Origin of the sequence: Shinella sp. M31 (genome assembly GCF_049199205.1) — a bacterium.
GTDB lineage: Bacteria > Pseudomonadota > Alphaproteobacteria > Rhizobiales > Rhizobiaceae > Shinella.
Window position 1 is genome coordinate 1 of sequence record NZ_JBLZPH010000097.1, and the last position, 17,599, is coordinate 17,599.

22 protein-coding genes are annotated in these 17,599 nt (G+C 64.3%); 7 read left to right on the forward strand and 15 right to left on the reverse strand.

Annotated elements, in window-relative coordinates:
- The first annotated feature begins 46 nt into the window (after positions 1 to 46).
- A complete protein-coding gene (locus ACOZKU_RS16700) occupies positions 47 to 454 on the forward strand; it encodes a F0F1 ATP synthase subunit epsilon (protein WP_314089607.1) in 408 nt (135 codons plus the stop codon).
- A gap of 226 nt (positions 455 to 680) precedes the next feature.
- Entirely contained in the window at positions 681 to 2,108 is a 1,428-nt protein-coding gene (locus ACOZKU_RS16705; RefSeq protein ID WP_421579805.1) for a mannose-1-phosphate guanylyltransferase/mannose-6-phosphate isomerase, read from the forward strand.
- A gap of 4 nt (positions 2,109 to 2,112) precedes the next feature.
- Here the strand turns inward: ACOZKU_RS16705 and ACOZKU_RS16710 are convergent, their stop codons facing one another.
- From ACOZKU_RS16710 to ACOZKU_RS16725, 4 genes are all read right to left on the reverse strand, one after another.
- A complete protein-coding gene (locus tag ACOZKU_RS16710; RefSeq protein ID WP_421579806.1) occupies positions 2,113 to 2,745 on the reverse strand; it encodes a thermonuclease family protein in 633 nt (210 codons plus the stop codon).
- 6 nt (positions 2,746 to 2,751) lie between these two features.
- Positions 2,752 to 3,606, reverse strand: coding sequence for a DUF6030 family protein (locus tag ACOZKU_RS16715; RefSeq protein WP_421579807.1), 855 nt, complete (start codon positions 3,604 to 3,606; stop codon positions 2,752 to 2,754).
- 64 nt (positions 3,607 to 3,670) lie between these two features.
- Complete coding sequence (locus tag ACOZKU_RS16720) at positions 3,671 to 3,868, reverse strand: hypothetical protein (RefSeq protein WP_421579808.1); 198 nt, start codon at positions 3,866 to 3,868, stop codon at positions 3,671 to 3,673.
- A gap of 33 nt (positions 3,869 to 3,901) precedes the next feature.
- Entirely contained in the window at positions 3,902 to 4,876 is a 975-nt protein-coding gene (locus tag ACOZKU_RS16725) for a LysR substrate-binding domain-containing protein (RefSeq protein WP_421579809.1), read from the reverse strand.
- A 93-nt stretch (positions 4,877 to 4,969) separates the two neighbouring features.
- Here ACOZKU_RS16725 and ACOZKU_RS16730 point away from each other — a divergent pair, with 93 nt between their 5' ends.
- The 4 genes from ACOZKU_RS16730 to ubiG all read left to right on the forward strand — a co-directional run bounded on the left by ACOZKU_RS16730 (position 4,970) and on the right by ubiG (position 9,593).
- Positions 4,970 to 6,112 (forward strand): iron-containing alcohol dehydrogenase, encoded by a 1,143-nt coding sequence (locus tag ACOZKU_RS16730; RefSeq protein ID WP_421579810.1) that lies wholly within the window; start codon positions 4,970 to 4,972, stop codon positions 6,110 to 6,112.
- A 9-nt stretch (positions 6,113 to 6,121) separates the two neighbouring features.
- Positions 6,122 to 7,621 (forward strand): aldehyde dehydrogenase family protein, encoded by a 1,500-nt coding sequence (locus ACOZKU_RS16735; RefSeq protein ID WP_421579811.1) that lies wholly within the window; start codon positions 6,122 to 6,124, stop codon positions 7,619 to 7,621.
- Between the two features lie 24 nt (positions 7,622 to 7,645).
- Positions 7,646 to 8,770: a mandelate racemase/muconate lactonizing enzyme family protein gene (locus ACOZKU_RS16740; RefSeq protein WP_421579812.1), complete on the forward strand. Its 1,125-nt coding sequence runs from the start codon at positions 7,646 to 7,648 to the stop codon at positions 8,768 to 8,770.
- A gap of 73 nt (positions 8,771 to 8,843) precedes the next feature.
- Positions 8,844 to 9,593 carry a bifunctional 2-polyprenyl-6-hydroxyphenol methylase/3-demethylubiquinol 3-O-methyltransferase UbiG gene (gene ubiG / locus ACOZKU_RS16745; protein ID WP_421579813.1) on the forward strand — a complete coding sequence of 250 codons (750 nt, stop codon included), beginning with the start codon at positions 8,844 to 8,846 and terminating at the stop codon, positions 9,591 to 9,593.
- Here the strand turns inward: ubiG and ACOZKU_RS16750 are convergent, their stop codons facing one another.
- The 5 genes from ACOZKU_RS16750 to ACOZKU_RS16770 are packed head-to-tail and all read right to left on the reverse strand — an operon-like array spanning position 9,594 to position 12,548.
- Positions 9,594 to 10,172 carry a DUF3291 domain-containing protein gene (locus tag ACOZKU_RS16750; protein ID WP_421579814.1) on the reverse strand — a complete coding sequence of 193 codons (579 nt, stop codon included), beginning with the start codon at positions 10,170 to 10,172 and terminating at the stop codon, positions 9,594 to 9,596.
- Positions 10,172 to 10,600, reverse strand: coding sequence for a DUF1178 family protein (locus tag ACOZKU_RS16755; RefSeq protein WP_421579815.1), 429 nt, complete (start codon positions 10,598 to 10,600; stop codon positions 10,172 to 10,174). The genes ACOZKU_RS16750 and ACOZKU_RS16755 overlap by 1 nt, the downstream gene beginning before the upstream one ends.
- Positions 10,597 to 11,454 (reverse strand): carbon-nitrogen hydrolase family protein, encoded by an 858-nt coding sequence (locus ACOZKU_RS16760; RefSeq protein ID WP_421579816.1) that lies wholly within the window; start codon positions 11,452 to 11,454, stop codon positions 10,597 to 10,599. The genes ACOZKU_RS16755 and ACOZKU_RS16760 overlap by 4 nt, the downstream gene beginning before the upstream one ends.
- Before the next feature lie 11 nt (positions 11,455 to 11,465).
- The gene (gene grxC / locus ACOZKU_RS16765; protein ID WP_117371216.1) at positions 11,466 to 11,723 is read right to left on the reverse strand and encodes a glutaredoxin 3; all 258 of its coding nucleotides are present in this window, start codon (positions 11,721 to 11,723) and stop codon (positions 11,466 to 11,468) included.
- A 33-nt stretch (positions 11,724 to 11,756) separates the two neighbouring features.
- On the reverse strand, positions 11,757 to 12,548 hold the full coding sequence (locus tag ACOZKU_RS16770; protein WP_421579817.1) for a ComF family protein: 792 nt from the start codon (positions 12,546 to 12,548) through the stop codon (positions 11,757 to 11,759).
- A 61-nt stretch (positions 12,549 to 12,609) separates the two neighbouring features.
- Between ACOZKU_RS16770 and ACOZKU_RS16775 the strand changes: the two genes are divergently transcribed.
- Positions 12,610 to 13,476, forward strand: a complete 867-nt coding sequence (locus ACOZKU_RS16775) for a methyltransferase domain-containing protein (protein ID WP_421579818.1) — start codon at positions 12,610 to 12,612, stop codon at positions 13,474 to 13,476.
- 7 nt (positions 13,477 to 13,483) lie between these two features.
- On the opposite strand, the gene ACOZKU_RS16780 is transcribed toward ACOZKU_RS16775, so the two are convergent.
- The 6 genes from ACOZKU_RS16780 to ACOZKU_RS16805 all read right to left on the reverse strand — a co-directional run bounded on the left by ACOZKU_RS16780 (position 13,484) and on the right by ACOZKU_RS16805 (position 17,566).
- Positions 13,484 to 13,663 carry a Flp family type IVb pilin gene (locus ACOZKU_RS16780; protein WP_421579819.1) on the reverse strand — a complete coding sequence of 60 codons (180 nt, stop codon included), beginning with the start codon at positions 13,661 to 13,663 and terminating at the stop codon, positions 13,484 to 13,486.
- A 31-nt stretch (positions 13,664 to 13,694) separates the two neighbouring features.
- Positions 13,695 to 14,012, reverse strand: a complete 318-nt coding sequence (locus ACOZKU_RS16785) for a hypothetical protein (RefSeq protein ID WP_421579820.1) — start codon at positions 14,010 to 14,012, stop codon at positions 13,695 to 13,697.
- Positions 14,013 to 14,166: 154 nt separating this feature from the next.
- Positions 14,167 to 14,589 (reverse strand): (deoxy)nucleoside triphosphate pyrophosphohydrolase, encoded by a 423-nt coding sequence (locus tag ACOZKU_RS16790; RefSeq protein WP_421579821.1) that lies wholly within the window; start codon positions 14,587 to 14,589, stop codon positions 14,167 to 14,169.
- Complete coding sequence (locus tag ACOZKU_RS16795) at positions 14,586 to 15,344, reverse strand: GNAT family N-acetyltransferase (RefSeq protein WP_421579822.1); 759 nt, start codon at positions 15,342 to 15,344, stop codon at positions 14,586 to 14,588. Before ACOZKU_RS16795 ends, ACOZKU_RS16790 begins: the two co-directional genes overlap by 4 nt.
- 35 nt (positions 15,345 to 15,379) lie before the next feature.
- Positions 15,380 to 16,612 (reverse strand): bifunctional glutamate N-acetyltransferase/amino-acid acetyltransferase ArgJ, encoded by a 1,233-nt coding sequence (argJ, locus tag ACOZKU_RS16800; RefSeq protein WP_421579823.1) that lies wholly within the window; start codon positions 16,610 to 16,612, stop codon positions 15,380 to 15,382.
- 54 nt (positions 16,613 to 16,666) lie between these two features.
- Positions 16,667 to 17,566 (reverse strand): peptidylprolyl isomerase, encoded by a 900-nt coding sequence (locus tag ACOZKU_RS16805; RefSeq protein WP_421579824.1) that lies wholly within the window; start codon positions 17,564 to 17,566, stop codon positions 16,667 to 16,669.
- Positions 17,567 to 17,599: the final 33 nt, after the last annotated feature.

A 17,599-nucleotide genomic window follows, 5' to 3' on the forward strand; every position in this document is an offset into this window, starting at 1 on the left:
CCCGCTGATCTTACTGGCCGTATGAAATCAGAAGAAGTGAATGGTCATGGCTGACAATTTCAACTTTGAACTCGTCTCCCCCGAGCGCCTGCTGGTTTCCGGCAGCGTCAGCGAAGTCGTCATTCCGGCGACCGAGGGCGAGATGACCGTCATGGCCAACCACGCGCCGACCATGACGACGATCAAGCCGGGTGTCGTCACCGTGAAGTTCGCGGACGGCAAGAAGGATCGCTACGTGGTCTTCGGCGGTTTCGCCGATATCATCCCGACCGGCTGCACGCTGCTGGCCGAGTCCGCCGTTCCTGCCGATGAGGTCAAGAGCGACGAGATTGCCCGCCGCATCGAAGCCGCCCGCGCGGAACTGGCCCATGCCAAGTCCGACGACCAGAAGTTCGGCATCGAGACCTATCTCGCAGAACTGACGACGCTCCAGGGCATCGTCGTTCCGGCCTGATCCTTCCAGCCGAGGCGTACACATCGAACCCGCCCTTCCGGCGGGTTTTTTGTTGCCTGTCAAATACCGGTTTCCGGCTGAAGGTCCTCTTTACCTTATTTCCAGGAAAACGCCTCCCTGCGGTACAACCGGAAGGCGGGATTTGCTGTTTCTTTACGGCGTCGCGGGAGAGTGCCGCCATATGCCGTCCGTCATGAAGACGGGCTTTCGCGTGAGGACAGGATCAATGAGCAGCAAGATCGTACCCGTAATCATGGCCGGCGGTAAGGGCACACGCCTGTGGCCGCTCTCGCGCTCCTCCGCGCCGAAACAGTTCCTTGAATTTCTGGGGGAGACGACGCTTTTCCAGAAGACGCTGGCACGCGTTGCCGACAAGGCGCTCTACGATGCGCCGATCGTCGTCACCAACAGTGACTTTCGCTTCCTCGTCGCAGAGCAGGCGCGCGCTGCGGGCATGGCACTGACCTCGATCCTGCTTGAGCCGGTCGCGCGCAATACCGCCCCTGCGCTTGCCGCCGCCGCCACGCTTATTTCCCGTCTGCACGGCGATCACGCGATCATGCAGGTGCTGGCCTCCGATCATGAGATCGACGCGGATGCCACCTATTTCGACTGCATCGCCAAGGCGCGCGCGGCCGCGGAAGCCGGGCGCCTCGTAACATTCGGCATTACGCCTCACGAGCCGGCCACCGGTTACGGCTATATCGAGATCGGTGAGGACCTCGGCAACGGCGCCAATGCCGTGCGTCGTTTCGTCGAGAAACCGGACCGCGACAAGGCTGCCGCGATGCTGGAGACGGGCGGCTATCTCTGGAATTCCGGCATGTTCATGCTGCCGGTCGGTCTCTTCCTGCGCGAACTGCGCCAATATGCGCCCGAGGTCCTGGACGCTGCCGCCGAGGCGGTCGCCAAGGCGCAGCACGACCTCGATTTCGAGCGGCTCGACGAGGCGGCCTTCGCCCGCGCGCCCGACATTTCCGTCGACTATGCGATCTTCGAAAAGACGCCGATTGCCGCCGTCGTGCCGTCGCCCATCACCTGGTCCGATCTCGGCAGCTGGGATTCCGTCTGGAAGACCGGCAAGCAGGATGACGCCGGTAACGTCGCCGACGGCAGCACGACGGTGCTCGACACGCGCAATTCGCTGGTCATCTCCCGTGACATCCATGTCGCCGTGCAGGGCCTCGACAACATCGCCGTCATCGCCAGCGAGGATGCAGTCTATGTCGGCCGCATGGAGGACAGCCAGAATGTCGGCAAGCTGGTGAAGCATCTGGCCAGCCTGCCGAAGACGGCGAAGCTGACCGAAACGCATCCGACCGCGTATCGTCCCTGGGGCGGCTATACCTCAGTGCTGAACGGCGAGCGCTTTCAGGTGAAGCGGCTGTTCGTGACGCCGGGCAAGCGGTTGTCGCTGCAGAAGCACCACCATCGCTCCGAACACTGGATCGTCGTGCGCGGCACAGCCGAGGTGACGATCGGCGACAAGACGATCCCGCTACGCGAAAACGAGTCGGTCTATATCCCGCAGGGTGAATTGCACCGCCTCGCCAATCCCGGAAAGATCATGCTCGAACTGATCGAGGTGCAGACCGGCTCCTATCTCGGTGAGGATGACATCATCCGCATCGAAGACGAGTTCGGCCGCGGCTGAGCCGCTATTTCTCGCCCCGCCGCTTTGGCGGCGGGCAGCGGCCAAGCGCGCGGCACTCCGCATCCAGCCAGATGCCTGCATGCTGCTCCATGGCAGCCTGTTGCTGATGGATGAGCCGTGGCGTTGCCGCCCAGGCAGCACCCTTCGTGACCAGCGTCTGGGCGAGATCCGTCTCCGCGACGACGCAGCGCACGAAGGAAACGGTGCCGAGCCGGAAATCCTCCTGGCAGCTCAGTACGCGGTTTGCAATCAGCCGACGGAAATAGATGCGGGCCTGCTGACCGCAGGCAACAAGATGCTGGTCATCGCCGCGGCACAGTTTTTTGGGGTGAACCGCAACGGCATCCGTCAGCACATAAAGCCGGCCATCGTGCTCAAACGACGTGCTGTCGAAGACTTTCACACGCGTCGTCGGCCGCAAGATGAGCGGTATGATTTTCGGCTCGATTTCCACTCGCTCCAGGGTCTGTTTCTTGCGATCGACCCGCACCGGTCTGTCGGTCCAGATCGGCTTATCGGTCAATGGGCCGGACTGCAGACCCGCCGCCAGGATGGGAGCGGTGGACGCGATGCAGAGAAATGCCGTGACGAGGGCTTGATTGATCACGCTGCGCATTCTTGCCGAAACCACCACCATCTCCGCTCATTCCGCCGAGTTTTGCGCGGTGCTGCCCGGTACATCAAGCCGCTCGCCAAAGTTTTCCCGTAGCGGCAGCCAGCGGCCGCGGTCGAAATAGTCCGGCAGGTAGGAGCCGCGATTGCGGTTGCGGTCGGGCGTGACGATAAAATTGTAGCGCGGCGTCTCGCTGAACTCCTTTTTCAGGAGGATGCGGTTGCCGAAGCGGATGATGTCGAATTCTTTCAGGGCGCGGATGTCGGCAAAGATCTCCGGCGCGTCTTCCCAGCGCATTTCATCGAGAAAGACGCGGATGGCGGCAATGACGGCATCGGTCACGGCGTCCTGCGTCGCCTTGTCTTCGATGTTCAGCTTGATGCGGAAGGAAGAGATGCGTGCCGCCGCATTGCCCTTGATCGACAGGAAGGCGGAGGAGGGCGCGGCTGCGCCTGCATCCGTGCGAGGAAACTCGCGGTAGGACTGGCACTCCCAGCTCGCCTTGTCCAAGAGGCCGGCCTTCCAGCCGGAATTGACGAAACCGGCACGGCGCAAGGCCTCGCAGAGCGCCTCGGGCTCCTTGCGGATGGGGCGGACGAATTTCGTCTGCATCGGCGTGGTGGGCACGAGCAGGCGCTCGGAGATAAGGCCTTTGGGCCGCGGCATGCGATTGCCCTTCAGCTCATAGGGCCGTAGCGCGCGTTGCTCCGGCTCAGCTTTGATCGGCGCATAGCCGAACCGGGCGAGCAGCAGGTTGAGATTGCGATAGTCGTTGGCAAGCAGCACCGTTGCGCCGATCGCCCCAAGCAGCACGGCGGCGAAGAGCCCGAAGACGATCAAGCCGGATCTGCCTTGCTTTCGCTGCGTCATGCCGACCCGCGCCATTGCCCGTCCTGTGCGGCCGATACCGGGCCTTCTGGCAAAGGCAACGCCTCAAAGGCTTGTGGGATCAGCCGATCTCTCGCTCCTGATAGGCTACAAGCAGAGTGCCTGCAAGCGCGAGCGGCCAGCCAAGGCAGAGCAGTAGGCCAAGCGCGCGCTCGATGTCCCATTGGCCGCCATTATCCTCACCCTCGCGCAGGCTGCAATCGATGAAGCGCAGCGCAATGAACGTGTAGCCGGCCATGAGAAGGGCAGTCAGCGTCATTCTCCCTGATCCTGTCTGCCCCAAATTGTGACACTATTTGCCTGTGCCGCCAACAGAAACCTGTTGCACCCGGTCCAGTATTTCCGCGGCCGCACGGGCAGCAAGCAGATGCACGTGCAACTGAAGCACGGCCGGCGGCGCGGCGCGGAACTTCGGCAAGCCGAGGTGATAGCCGTAGCCAGTCACAAGGCTGGCGTTTCCAAGCTGTATGAGCGTGCCTTTGTTCAGTTGATCCGCGATGAGGCCGAGACTGCCAAGTGCTACGCCGTCGCCGCTGAGCGCCGCGTCGATGGCGAGCGGGTAGGTGGAGAAGGTGAGATGGGGTCGCGGCGGCGGCATGCGCCGGAAGGCTTCCGGTGCCACCCGCTCCAGCCAGGGGCGGAAAGAGATCCAGTTGGCGTTGAAGCGCTCGTAGTCGATGAGGTCGAGCGCGGCGATCTCCCTAAGGCTGATTTCGGCCGCATCGAGCCCCTTGCGGGCGATGTAGTCGGGCGCGGCGACGGGCGCCAGTTCTTCCATGACGAGCGGCGTCAGGTCCCAGCGCGGGTGCTCGCCGGCGGAATAGAGGATGACCAGGTCGTTGTTTTCGGAGGCGAGGTCGGCCGGGCTGTCGGATGTGGTGAGGCGGATGGCGACATCGGGATTGTCGCGGGAGAAATCCCGCAGCCGCTTTCCAAGCCACAGATGCGAGACCGAGCCCGAGGCGGCAAGCGCGATGCTCGGCCCAGCGCCGGTGCGGAAGGGTTCCAGGCTTTCCTCGAGATAATCGAGCGAAGCGCGCACGCGCTGGAACAGCTTTTCGCCACGCGGCGTCAGCGTCAGGTTCTTGCCCTGGCGGGTGAAGAGCGGCGCGCCGAGATGATCCTCCAGTCCCTTGATGCGGCGGCTGACGGCGGCCTGGGTGATGTTCAGTTCCCGTCCGGCGCGGGAAAAGTTCATGTGACGGCAGGCGGCGTCGAAGACGCGGAAGGCCTCCAGCGGGATATGGGCGAGCATCGTTGCTTTCATGATCTTAAGTTATCAAAAAGCCTGAAAAATCCAAGGATTTGAAAATCTGAAATCGTGATGCAGGGTTCGCTGACATCTTTCCGGGGAATTTCCGTGACATTCGCGACCTCATTCGTACCCGATATCCGTTTCGGCGAAGGCATTCATGCCAGCATCGCCTCCTCCGCCGGCGCGCTGGAAGCCCGGAGCGCGCTCGTCGTCATCGACGGCTTTCTCGCTGCAAGCGGACTGGGCGAGCAACTCGCCGCTCAGTTTGCGGCGGTTGGGATTGCGGCGGAGTTTTTCTCCGGCTTTGCCGGGGAGCCGAAGCTCACCCATGTCGAGATTGCAAGCCGTGCTGCGCGTGGAAAGGATCTCGTCGTCGGCATCGGCGGCGGCTCGGCGCTGGACATCGCCAAGATCGCGGCCTGTGTCGCCGCAGCCGACAAGGACCCGATGCATTATGCGCTGGCCGCTAACCCGCTACCGAAGACGCCCTTGAAGAAGATCATGGTGCCGACGACGGCGGGTACGGGCTCGGAAACCTCCGCGACGACGATCTTCGCCGGGCCGGAAGGCAAGAAGCTCTGGATCTGGGGGCCGGAGACCAAGGCCGATCTCGTGCTGCTCGATCCGGCGCTGACGGTGACCTTGCCGGCCAATCTGACGGCCTGGTGCGGCCTCGATGCCTTCGTGCACGCTTTCGAGGCGGCCACCAACCGCAATGCCCATGCCGGTGCCGCGCTCTATGCGCATGCGGCGCTCGGCCTGCTGACGGAGGCGCTGGAGACGGCGGTGATGACCCCGACGGATATCGCGGCGCGCGGCAAGGTGCTGCTCGGCTCGTGTTATGCCGGTGTGGCCATCGACAATTGCGGTACGGCAATCGCCCACAATATCAGCCACGCGCTGGCCGGCCTCGCTCCTGTTCATCACGGGCTTGCCACAGCGCTTGGCTTCGAGGCGACGCTGGCCTGGCTTACCGAGGCCGATACGGCCGAGCTTGCCGCCGCGGCGCGCGCCTGTGGCCTTGCCGATGCGGCACTGCTGCCCGGTTTTGTTAGCGATCTCATGGACCGCTGCGGCATCGTGCGCGCGCTGCCCAAGGCCTTCGCCGATTTTTCCGCCGAAGATCTCGCCCGTGAAATGCGCGCGCCGGAAAACCAGCCGATGCGCCGCGCGACGACCCGCGAAGTCTCAGATGCCGATATCGACACGATCGCCGCCACGATGATGGCGCTGCCCCGCACGCTCTAAGGATTTGCCATGACCGAACAGTATAGCCGCGCCTATTGGGAACAGCGCCTTGCCGGCCTCTCGCTGACGCGTGGGCATTTCATCGACGGTAAGGTCGTGCCCGCAGCTTCGGGGCGGACCTTTACCCGCACGCGGCCGATGGACGGCCAGCCCGGCGCGGTGCTGGCCCGCGGTGATGCCGCCGATGTCGATGCGGCCGTTGCCTCGTCCCGCAAAGCCTTCGCCAGCGGTATCTGGCGGGCCAGGGAGCCGCTGGAGAAGAAGAAGATCATGCTGCGCTGGGCGGAACTGATCCGCACCCATGGCGAGGAACTGGCACTTCTGGAAACGCTCGATGTCGGCAAGCCGGTGCAGGCGTCGTTCGGTGTGGATGTACGGCTCTGTGCCGATGGCATCCAGTATTACGGCGAAATGATCGACAAGCTCTATGACGAGATCGCGCCGACGGGCCCGAAGGCGCGTGCGCTGGTGCGCAAGGTGCCGCTCGGCGTCGTCGCGGCGATCACGCCGTGGAACTATCCGATGATCATCGATTCATGGAAGCTCGGGCCAGCGATCGCCGCGGGCAATTCCGTCGTGCTGAAGCCGGCGGAGCAGTCTTCGCTTTCCGCGTTGAAGCTGGCGGAACTCGCCGTCGAGGCAGGGCTTCCGGCTGGTCTCTTCAATGTCGTCACCGGCTTCGGTGAGGAAGTCGGCAAGCCGCTGGCGCTGCATGGGAATGTCGATATGGTCGCCTTTACCGGCTCGACCGAGGTCGGCAAGCTGATCATGGGCTATGCGGCGCAATCGAACCTCAAGCGCGTGGCGCTCGAATTGGGCGGCAAGTCGCCGCTCGTCGTCTTCGAGGATGCCGATCTCGATGCGGCGGCGAGCGCGGCCGCCTGGGGCTGCTTCTACAATTCCGGCGAGACCTGCCATGCCGCCACGCGCCTCGTCGTGCAGCGCTCGGTGCAGGATGCGCTCATTGCTAAGATCGAGGCGGTGGTGAAGCGCGAGATCGCGCTCGCGCACCCCTTCGAGCCCTCGGCGCAGATCGGCGCGCTGATCGAGGCGGAGCATATGGAGAAGGTGCTCGGACTGATCGAGGCGGGCGAGAAGGACGGCGGTCGCCGGGCTTTCGGGGCGGAGCGGGTTCTGTCGGAGACGGGTGGTTATTACGTCTCGCCCGGTGTGATCACCGATGTGACGAATGATATGCGCATCGCCCGGCAAGAGATTTTCGGCCCGGTTCTCGCGGCCATCGGTTTCGACACCGAGGAGGAAGCGCTCGCGATCGCCAACGATACGATCTACGGCCTGGCCGGCGCGGTCTTCACCCGCGACATGGACCGCGCGCACCGCTTCTCCGAAGCCATCCATGCCGGCACGGTCTGGATCAACACCTATGACATGTCGAATTTCGCCACACCCTTCGGCGGCTTCAAGCAATCCGGTTTCGGCCGCGACCGCTCGGTGCATGCGATCGACAAATATTGCGACTACAAGACGATCTGGCAGCAGTTCGGTTGAGGTTTAACGGGGAGGGGAAGCTATATGAGCAAGATCGTTTCCATCGAGATCAGCCATCACCGGCTGCCGCTTGATCCGCCGTTCAAGGCGAGCTGGGATGGCCGCCCGCGCCGGCAGTTCGATGCGACGATCGTGCGCGTGCGGGATGACGAGGGTCGCGAGGGCATCGGCTCGGGCGACCTGATGAAGGGGTTCGAGGGGCATGAAGATTTGTTCATCGGGCAGGACCCGCGCCATCTCGAACGGCACTATGAGGTCCTGTCGCATATCAATTTCCACTATGGCCGCTGCTGGCCACTCGATCTCGCGCTGTGGGACCTTGCCGGCAAGGTGACGGGCGAGCCGGTCTGGCGCATGCTGGGCGGCCGGGCGGATCGGGTGCGGCTCTATGCCTCCTCCGGCGTGCTGCGCGATCCCGCCGCCATGGCCGATCAGGCGGAGCGCTATATCGCCGAGGGTTTTCCGGCGATGAAGGTGCGCTTCTCCTCCTCCGCCGGTGGGCGCAACGGCTGGCGCGACGACGTGAAGGCGCTGGAGGCCATCCGCGCCCGCGTCGGCGACCGGCTGGAGCTGATGGTCGATTGCAACCAGGGTTGGCGCATGCCCTGGGATACGACGCTGCCCTGGACCTTCAAGGATGCGCTGGTCGTGGCGCGCGCGCTGGAGCGGCTCGGCATCTACTGGATGGAGGAGCCGCTGCACCGTTCCGACCGTAAGGGCATGAAGGCGCTGAAGGAGGCGACGGATATCCGCATCGCGGGTGGCGAGATGACCCGCGAACTCTACGAGTTCCGCGACATCATCGAGGAGCGGGCCTTCGACGTCATTCAGCCCGACGTGGCGCTGGTCGGCGGCATCACCGGCTGCCGGCGGCTCGCCTTTCAGGCGCGCGAGGCGGGCGTCACCTTCACCCCGCATTCCTGGACGAACGGCATCGGCGTGCTGGCAAATGCCCATCTAACGGCCGGTGCCGGCGACGCGCCCTTCCTCGAATATCCCTATGACGCGCCGGAATGGAGCGAGGAGCGGCGCGATTACCCGCTCGCGGCCCCCCTGCGTCACCAGAACGGCTGGCTGCTGCTGGGTGAAGCACCGGGGCTCGGCATTGCGCTCGACGAGGACAGGCTGAAGGCGACGCGCATCGGCTGAGACGCTTCGCCCTCTTGACATCCGCCCCGTGGAGGCCGACTTCACGGGGACACGGACGCGAAGGAGACGAGCCATGAGCGAGGCAGCCCGCACGACGATCGACCAGGCGGAAGTCGACCGCTTTTCGGCGATGGCCGCCGAATGGTGGGACCCGACGGGCAAGTTCCGTCCACTGCACAAGTTCAATCCTGTCCGGCTCACCTATATCCGCGATATGGTCTGCGGCCAGTTCGGCCGCGATCCCAGGGCGCATCGCCCGCTGGAAGGCCTGCGCATCCTCGATATCGGTTGCGGCGGCGGCCTGCTTTCCGAGCCGATGGCGCGCATGGGGGCCGATGTGCTCGGTGCGGATGCCTCCGAGAAGAACATCGGCATCGCCAAGGCGCATGCGGCGGGCAGCGGCGTTCCCGTCGATTATCGCGCGGTGACGGCGGAAGCGCTGGCCGAGGCGGGCGAAAGTTTTGACGTGGTGCTCAATATGGAAGTGGTGGAGCACGTCTCCGACGTCGATTTCTTTCTCACCACCTGCGCCTCCATGGTGCGCCCCGGCGGCATGACCTTCGTCGCCACGATCAACCGCACGATGAAGGCGGCGGCACTGGCGATCTTCGCGGCGGAAAACGTGCTGCGCTGGCTGCCGCGCGGCACGCATCAATATGAGAAGCTGGTGCGTCCGGAAGAGATCGAGAAGCCGCTCAACGCTGCCGGCCTGACGGTGACGGACCGCACCGGCGTGTTCTTCAACCCGCTCACGAACCAGTGGAACCTGTCGAAGGACATGGATGTGAACTACATGCTGGTGGCCCGCCGAGCCGCCACCTGATCAGGCTTTCAGTGTTTTCACGATATCCAACAGGTCCTGCTGTCCGGCGACATTGCGGCCGGCAATGGCCTTTACGCGGTCCCGGTCAATAAAGACGGGGTTACCGTCGGGGCGGAACGGTGCCTTGAAGGTGAAGGCGCGGGCTGTCGGTCCATTGTCGTGCAGGAATTCCAGCCGTTCGGCGCCATCGGCCCAGACCGGCTGCGTGCCCTCCTTCACCCACCAGAGCACCAGCGCAGGCCAGGCCTGGCGCTGGTTCCAGTTGCGGGCGTGTTTCAGGGCATCGGCATGCACGCCGCTATAGGTGAAGGCCATCAAGGCTTCGAGGCTGGTCCAGAGCGAGAGCGAGGAGGGTGCGTCCTCGAAGCCGCTGCCGTGGATGAAACGTGGATAGACCTTCTCGCCCCAGCTGTCCGGCCCGGGCACATCGTCATAGCCGGAGCGGCCGACATAGCCTTCCGCCCGCTTCGCCGCTTCGAAATTCAAAGGCTCACGCAGGCGAAAACCCTCGACACGCGAGCTTTCGTAGTCATCGACATGCAGGCCGAAATTGTAGGCGGCGAGATGGTGGCCGCGCATCAGTTGGTGTCGTCGGGCAGGACGGGCAGCGGCGCGATCTCGACGCCTTCGTCCAGCAGGTCGCGCACCTCTTCGGCCGAGGCCTTGCCGATCAGGCCGCGCTGCTCGGTCTCGCCATAATGGATCTTGCGGGCTTCCTCCGGGAAGCGCTCGCCGACATCCTCGGAATTCGCACGGATCGTCGCGACGATCTCGCGCAGCTTGTTCATTATTTCCTTCTGGCCGGCCTGCATCACCATCTCCTGCCGCGTGTCCTTCTTGCGCGCGGTGGAGACGGAGGGGGCCATCAGGCGCTTGGCGACGTGCGGCGAGCCGCAGGTTGGACAGGTGACGAGCGCCATGGTCTGCTGGCGGTCGAAATCGCCGGCCGAGCTGAACCAGCCTTCGAAAGCATGGCCGTTGTCGCAGGAGAGTTCGTAGCGGATCACGCGGCGACGCCTCCCTTCGCGGGTGTGCCCGATACATCGAGCGTGAAGGCGCGGCCGTTGCGCAGGTTGGGGATCTCGTCGTGGGCTGTCTTGACGGCGGCGATGTCGATTTCCGCGAGCACGACGGCCTCTCCTGTGCCGCCGGCAGAGGCAAGCACGCGGCCCCAGGGATCGATGATGATGGAATGGCCGAACGTCTCGCGGCCGTCCTCATGTACGCCCGCTTGTGCGGCGGCGATGACATAGACGCCGTTCTCGATGGCGCGGGCGCGCAGCAGGATTTCCCAATGGGCCTCGCCCGTCTGGCGGGTGAAGGCGGCGGGCACGGAGATGATCTCGGCGCCGGCCTGCGCCTGGGTCTTGAAGAGTTCGGGGAAGCGCACGTCGTAGCAGATGGAAAAGCCGAGCTTGGCGAAGGGCAGATCTGCCATGCGGGCGACGGCGCCCGGCGAATAGACCGCGCTTTCACGCCAACTCTCGCCATTGTCGAGATCGACGTCGAACATGTGGATCTTGTCGTAGCTGCAGATTTTTGCGCCGTCGGGACCAAAGAGGAAGCCGCGATTGGCAACCTTGCCGTCGGCAAGCGCGATCGCCGTGGAGCCGACATGGACGTGAATGCCGAGTTCGGCCGCGAGTTCCGATGCTGCGGCGACGACGAGATCGTCACCCTCGCTGCGCAGGATGGCGCGCAGGCCCGCGCGGTCGCGCTGCAAGGCGCCGGTCATTTCCGGCGTCTGGACATAGACGGCGCCTTTTTCGGCTGCCTCGCGCACGAGGCGCCGCATCGTCTCCACGTTGCGGACGGGATCGGTCCCGGAGCACATCTGGAGAGCGGCGATCGTGACGGTCATATCCTGTCCTTTCAGGCGGCCAACAGGGCGTCGAGTTCGCCGGCGCGTTCCAGCGCATGCAGGTCGTCGCAGCCGCCGACATGGCGGTCGTTGATGAAGATCTGCGGGAAGGTGTTGCGGCCGTTGGCGCGCTGGATCATCTCCTGGCGGACCTCGGGCGCGTAGGTTGCGTCATGCTCCTCGAAGGTCACGCCCTTCGTTTCCAGGAGTTTTTTCGCAGCGCTGCAATAGCCGCAGAATTGACGCGTGTAGATCACGACCGAAGACATGTTTTCCGCTCCAAAGCTTGAAAAATCATCTTTTTATATAGGTCCGGGAAGCGCCCTTGCAAAGGTCAAAACGGTAACATCCGCAACCCCGGCGCGCTTCAATGTGCGGGTGACGGCCGAAACGGTGGCGCCCGTCGTATAGACGTCGTCGACCAGCACGACGCGGCGGCCAAAAAGCTTTTCGCGGCCCTCGGGTGTGATGGAGAAGGCGCCGCGCACATTCTCCTCGCGGGCGCGCGGGCCAAGGCCGATCTGACGGCGGGTGCGTTTCGTACGCCTGATGGCGTCGAAAAGAACGGGCGTGCCGGATGCGGTCGCAAGCGCCCGGGACAGTTCCGCCGCCTGGTTGAATTTGCGCCAGACCAGACGAAAACGATGAAGCGGGACGGGCACGATGAGATCGGCCGCCTCGACGGCGCCATCTCCGGCGCGCAGCATCCATCCGGCCATCATCGGCGCGAGGTCGGTGCGGTCGCGGTATTTCAACGACTGCACGAGCACGCGGGCGAGGTCGTCATAGAGCGCGACCGAGCGCAGGCGGTCGAAGGGCGGCGGATGGGCGATGGCGTCGGCGCTGAGGATGCCGGGACCGAGATCGTGCGAGAAGGGCGTGCCGAGCGCCTCGCAATAGGGCCGCTCGATGAAGGCGAGCCTCGACCAGCATTTCGGACAGAGGCTCGCCTTGCTGCCGGTGAGGATGCCGCAGCCGGCGCAGGCGGGCGGATAGACGAGGTCGAGCGCCGCCCCGGCAAGGCTGCGCAGCCGGCGGGCGAAAGCCTGCCGGAGCGGGACTGCCGGCGCTGTCTCGGCCTCGATTTCGCCCATGCGGTTGACATTAGCGGTCCTTAGCGGCCAAAGCGAAGGAAATTCGAAAGGGACACTGTTCATGGAAACGCTGTTCGACCACGCCCTGATCGACACCAACCGCCGCCGCGCGCTTGCCGGCAGGCCGGCCGACTTTCTTCTCGATATCGTGGCGCAGGAATTGGCCGAGCGCCTTAGCGTCATCGACCGCCGTTTCGAACGCGCCGTCGAATTGCACGGCCATACCGGCGCGGCCGCCCGCGCCATCGCCGCGACCGGCAAAGTGGACGGTCTCGAACGCGTGGAAAGCGATCCGCAGTTTGCCGCACCGGGCGAGGCCCTGACCGTTTCGCCGCTCGAGACGGTACCGCTCGAGCCCCAATCGGCCAATCTCATCGTCTCGCCGCTCGCCTTGCACCTGACCAACGATACACCCGGCGTCTTCGTGCAGATCCGCCGGGCGCTGAAGCCGGATGGGCTGTTCCTCGCCGCCATTCCCGGCAGCGGGACCTTGCAGGAACTGCGAGAGGTGCTTTTGGCTGCCGAAAGCGAAGCGACCGGCGGGGCAAGCCCGCGGGTCATTCCCTTTCCGGATGTGCGCGATGTCGGGGCGCTCCTGCAGCGCGGCGGTTTTGCGCTGCCGGTCACGGACAAGGAAACCTATACGGTCCGCTACGATTCGATCTTCCCGCTGATGAAGGACCTGCGCGCCATGGGCATGGCCAATCCGCTGACCGGCCGCAGCCGGCGGCCGCTGACGCGCGGCATTCTCCTGCGCGCGGCCGAGTTTTATGCGGAGCGCTTTTCCGATCCGGACGGGCGTATCCGGGCGAGTTTCTCGATCATCTACGTCTCCGGCTGGGCGCCGCATGAAAGCCAGCAGAAGCCGCTAAAGCCGGGCTCGGCGACGATGCGCCTTGCCGATGCGCTCAAGCAGGGGCGGGATTGAGACAGGATTATTGCCGGGCGTCCTCGATTGCGGCGGTAACGATGTCGAACGTGTCCTGCAAACTGCCGCTGAAGGCTGAAAGGCCGCCAAGCAGGCCAATGGCGATGAGTGCCGCCAGAAGGCCATACTCGACCGCCGTCGCGCCCTCGGTGGCGGAGAGGAAGGATTTCATCAGTCTCGATACCATTCCCGCTCTCTCCAGCCACGCTGTTATCTGCTCAGCAGCCGTTACCCCGGCCGTTGTCGTCGATGACGCAGACGGCGCCGGGCATTTCCTGCAGGACGCTGCGGCGAACCGTGTAGCGCTTGCCAGTTTCCGACGGGATGGAGCCCGTCGAGATCATGTCGAACTCATCGGGCACATTGGCCATCATGCGCTTGTCGGACTTGGCCGAGAGGACCGGGGTCAGAACGAGCGCAAGGGCAATCACGGCCGTGCCGAACAGCAGAGCAAGATTGAGAGCGCCGGTCCGGGTATCGCCGGCCGGCGTGAAATCCTTCTCCTGAACGGTTTTCCAGAAGTCTTCGTCACGCATAACAGGTCTCGTAAGCATTCATTGCAACGTTAGGCCCAATCTTTGAACCATGGTGCTAAACGATTGCTTAACGAGACCTGAAAAATCGAGGGCAAATCCCTGCCGGATGCCGGATATCAGGCATTTTTTGGGGATAAAGCCTGTCCCGAAATGTTCAGAGCAGATCCATGAGGAACGGGATCAGCGGTTCGTCCGCCGGCGGCATCGGATAGTCGCGCAGGGCTTTCGGGCGGATCCATTTGACGGCCTGCCCCTCGCGCCCATGCGCCGTGCCTTCGAAGCGGCGGCAGACATAGAGCGGCATCAGCAGGTGAAAATCGTCATAGGTGTGGCTGGCGAAGGTGAGTGGAGCGAGGCATGGGATCTTCGTGGTGATGCCGAGTTCCTCGTCCAGTTCGCGGATCAGCGTCTCCTCGGGCGTTTCGCCCGGCTCGACCTTGCCGCCGGGAAATTCCCAGAGGCCGGCCAGCGATTTTCCCTCGGGGCGCTGAGCCAGAAGAATGCGGCCGTCCGCATCGACCAGCGCGCAGGCGGCGACGAGCAGGATGCGGCGCGGTTTGACGGTTATCTCGGTCATGCCGCGTTCGGCCCCCGGTAGCTGTAGCGATAGACGTCCTGGAAGCCGGCGCGGCGGTAGAGCGCGATGGCGGCCGCATTGTCCGCCTCCACCTGCACCCAGGCCTGGCGCGCGCCCTTGACCTTGGCCCAGCGCAGCGCCGCATGCAGGACGGCCGTGCCGATGCCCCGACCGCGGCGTGCTTCCGCGACGCCGAGTTGAAGGATGCCGGCGAGGTCGTTGTCCTGCACGGCGAGCGTGACGGCCGTCGGGCCGAAATCCGCCTCCTCGAAGATGAACAGGCCGACTTCCGGCTTGATAGCGTTGATGATCTCGGTGAGACCGGGCTTGAACGTCGGATCGTCGCCGGCAACGCGGATGCGCGCGTCGACGAAACGGCCGACATCGCGGCTCGGCAGGTGGTCGACACCGTCCTCGCGGGAGAGCTCGGCGAGGTTCGCGGTCATGACGATCGTCTGGCCCATATCCGCCCAGCCGGCATCGTCCATGAAGGCGATCAGCTGCGGTGGCGTCAGCGGTGTCTGGCGCACCAGCAGCGGCCGGCCATAGTCGGAAAACCGTTTGGCGGCTTTCTCCAGGCGAATGGCGATGTCCCTGACATCGGAGGGGTCAAGCGGATTGACGGAATTCAGCCGGCGCGAGGGATGGCCGGCGGTCAGCCGGCACAGCCAGCTGCCGTCATATTGGGCGCTCGCGGCAGGCCAGGCGCGAAAGCCGACGGCCTCGAGCCGGCGGACTTTGGGCAGGTCGCTCATCGTGTTCTGTCGGGTAGGGGCCACGCTTTCGACCCTTAGCTGCGGTAGTCGCCGTTGATCTCGACATATTCCTTGGTGAGGTCGCAGGTCCAGACCGTGGCCTTGCCGTTGCCAAGGCCGATCTCGACGCGAACGGTAATGTCTTCCTGCTTCATCACGGCCGTGGCGGCTGCCTCGGAATAGGTGGGGTCACGCTCGCCGTCGACGGCAACGCGTACGTCGCCGAACCAGATGGCGAGGCGGTCGCGGTCGGCCATCTCGCCGGACTTGCCGACAGCCATGACGACGCGGCCCCAGTTCGCGTCCTCGCCGGCGACAGCGGTCTTGACGAGCGGGGAATTGGCGATGGAGAGCGCGATACGCTTGGCGGCTTCGTCGTTTTCGGCGCCTTCGACTGACACGGCCACCATCTTGCGGGCACCTTCGCCGTCGCGCACGACCTGAAGGGCGAGATCGCGCAGGAGATCGTTGAGTGCTGCGCGGAAGCTATCGAGCGACGCGTCGTCAGCCGTGACGGGTGCCTGGCCTTCGGCGGCGCCGGTGGCAAAGAGCATCAGTGTATCGGAGGTCGAGGTGTCGCTGTCGACGGTGACAGAGTTGAAGGTCGGGCCGACGCCGGCCGACAGCAGCGATTGCAGCACGGGGGCGGGAATGGCTGCATCGGTGACGACGAAGGAGAGCATGGTCGCCATGTCGGGCGCGATCATGCCGGCGCCCTTGGCGATGCCGTTGATACGTACGGTGACGCCGCCGAGCTCTGCGGTGCGGGTCGCGACCTTCGGATAGGTGTCCGTCGTCATGATCGCCTTGGCGGCCTCGAACCAGAAGTCCTCGGTGCCGGCGCTGGCCAGGCCGTCGAGCACGCCGGAGAATTTCGTGGCATCAAGCGGTTCGCCGATCACGCCCGTCGAGGCGAGGAAGACTTCGCTTTCCGCGCAGCCGATCGCCTTCGCGGCGGCTTCGGCGGTCATTTTGGTCGATTCGCGGCCCTTGCGGCCGGTAAAGGCATTGGCATTACCGGAATTGACGACCACGGCGCGGGCAACGCCGCCGGGCAGATTGGCGCGGCAGAAATCGACCGGGGCGGAGGGGCACTTGGAACGGGTGAAGACGCCGGCGACGGTCGCAGGGCGGTCGAACACCATCATCAGCACGTCGGTGCGGTTCTTGTATTTGATCCCGGCGGCGGCGGTCGCCATGCGCACGCCGCGAACGGGCGGCATTTCGGCATAGGTCTTTGGAGCGAGCGGGGATATGGAACCGGACATGCGTGCTTTCCTGTGTGAAGAATGGCCCGGCGGTTAACGCCGGGCCATGGTTTCTTACTGCTGGCCTTCGGTTGCCGGGGCGGCTTCGCCTTCACCGGCAGCGTCCTGCTTGTTGACCGCGTCATAGGCGGTCTTCAGCGTCGCGTCCTGGATGTCGACGGGGGCTGCGGCCTTGGCCTTTGCCAGAAGCTCCAGATACTTGTCGCGCATGACGAGCTGACGAACCTGCGGCTCGACCTGGTCGAGCGCCGGGGGCTGCTGCTTGCGCTTGTCTTCGATCTTGATGACGTGGAAGCCGAACTGGGTCTTCACCGGCTCCTTGGAATAGGCGCCCTTTTCCAGTGCGAAGGCGGCTGCTTCGAATTCCGGAACCATGCGGCCCTTGCCGAAATAGCCGAGATCGCCGCCTTCCGACTTGTTCGGGTCGGTCGACTTTTCCTTGGCGATTTCAATAAAATCCTTGCCGGCGTCGAGATCCTTGATGATCGCCTTGGCCTCTTCCTCGGTCTTGACCAGGATGTGGCGCGCGCGGATTTCGTCTTCCGGCGTGATCGCGGCAATTTCCTTTTCGTAGCGCGCCTTCACTTCGTCAGGCGTCACGGCATCGACGACGTGCTTCTTGAAATAGGCATTGTGCAGCTCGCGGTCAGTGAGGAAGGCGAGGCGCTGCTTGAAGTCGGCGCTGTCCTTCAGGCCTTCCTTGTCGGCATCCGCTGCAAGCAGCTTGACGTCGATGATCGAGGAGAGGGCGGCAACGCGCTTCTGCTCGTCCGGCAGGTTGGCAAGCTGCGGGTCGAGGCCGGCGATTGCCAGCTTCAGTTCCGATTCGTGGATTTCCGTGGCGCCGACCTTGGCAACAACCGGGTCTGCGGCAGCGTCTTCTGCACGAGCGCCGGCCGTTGCAGCGGCAATCGCGATGACGGCGACTGCTGCGAGCTTGCTATACTTGAACATAATCGATGAGACCTTTCACATCCTCGCCGGAAT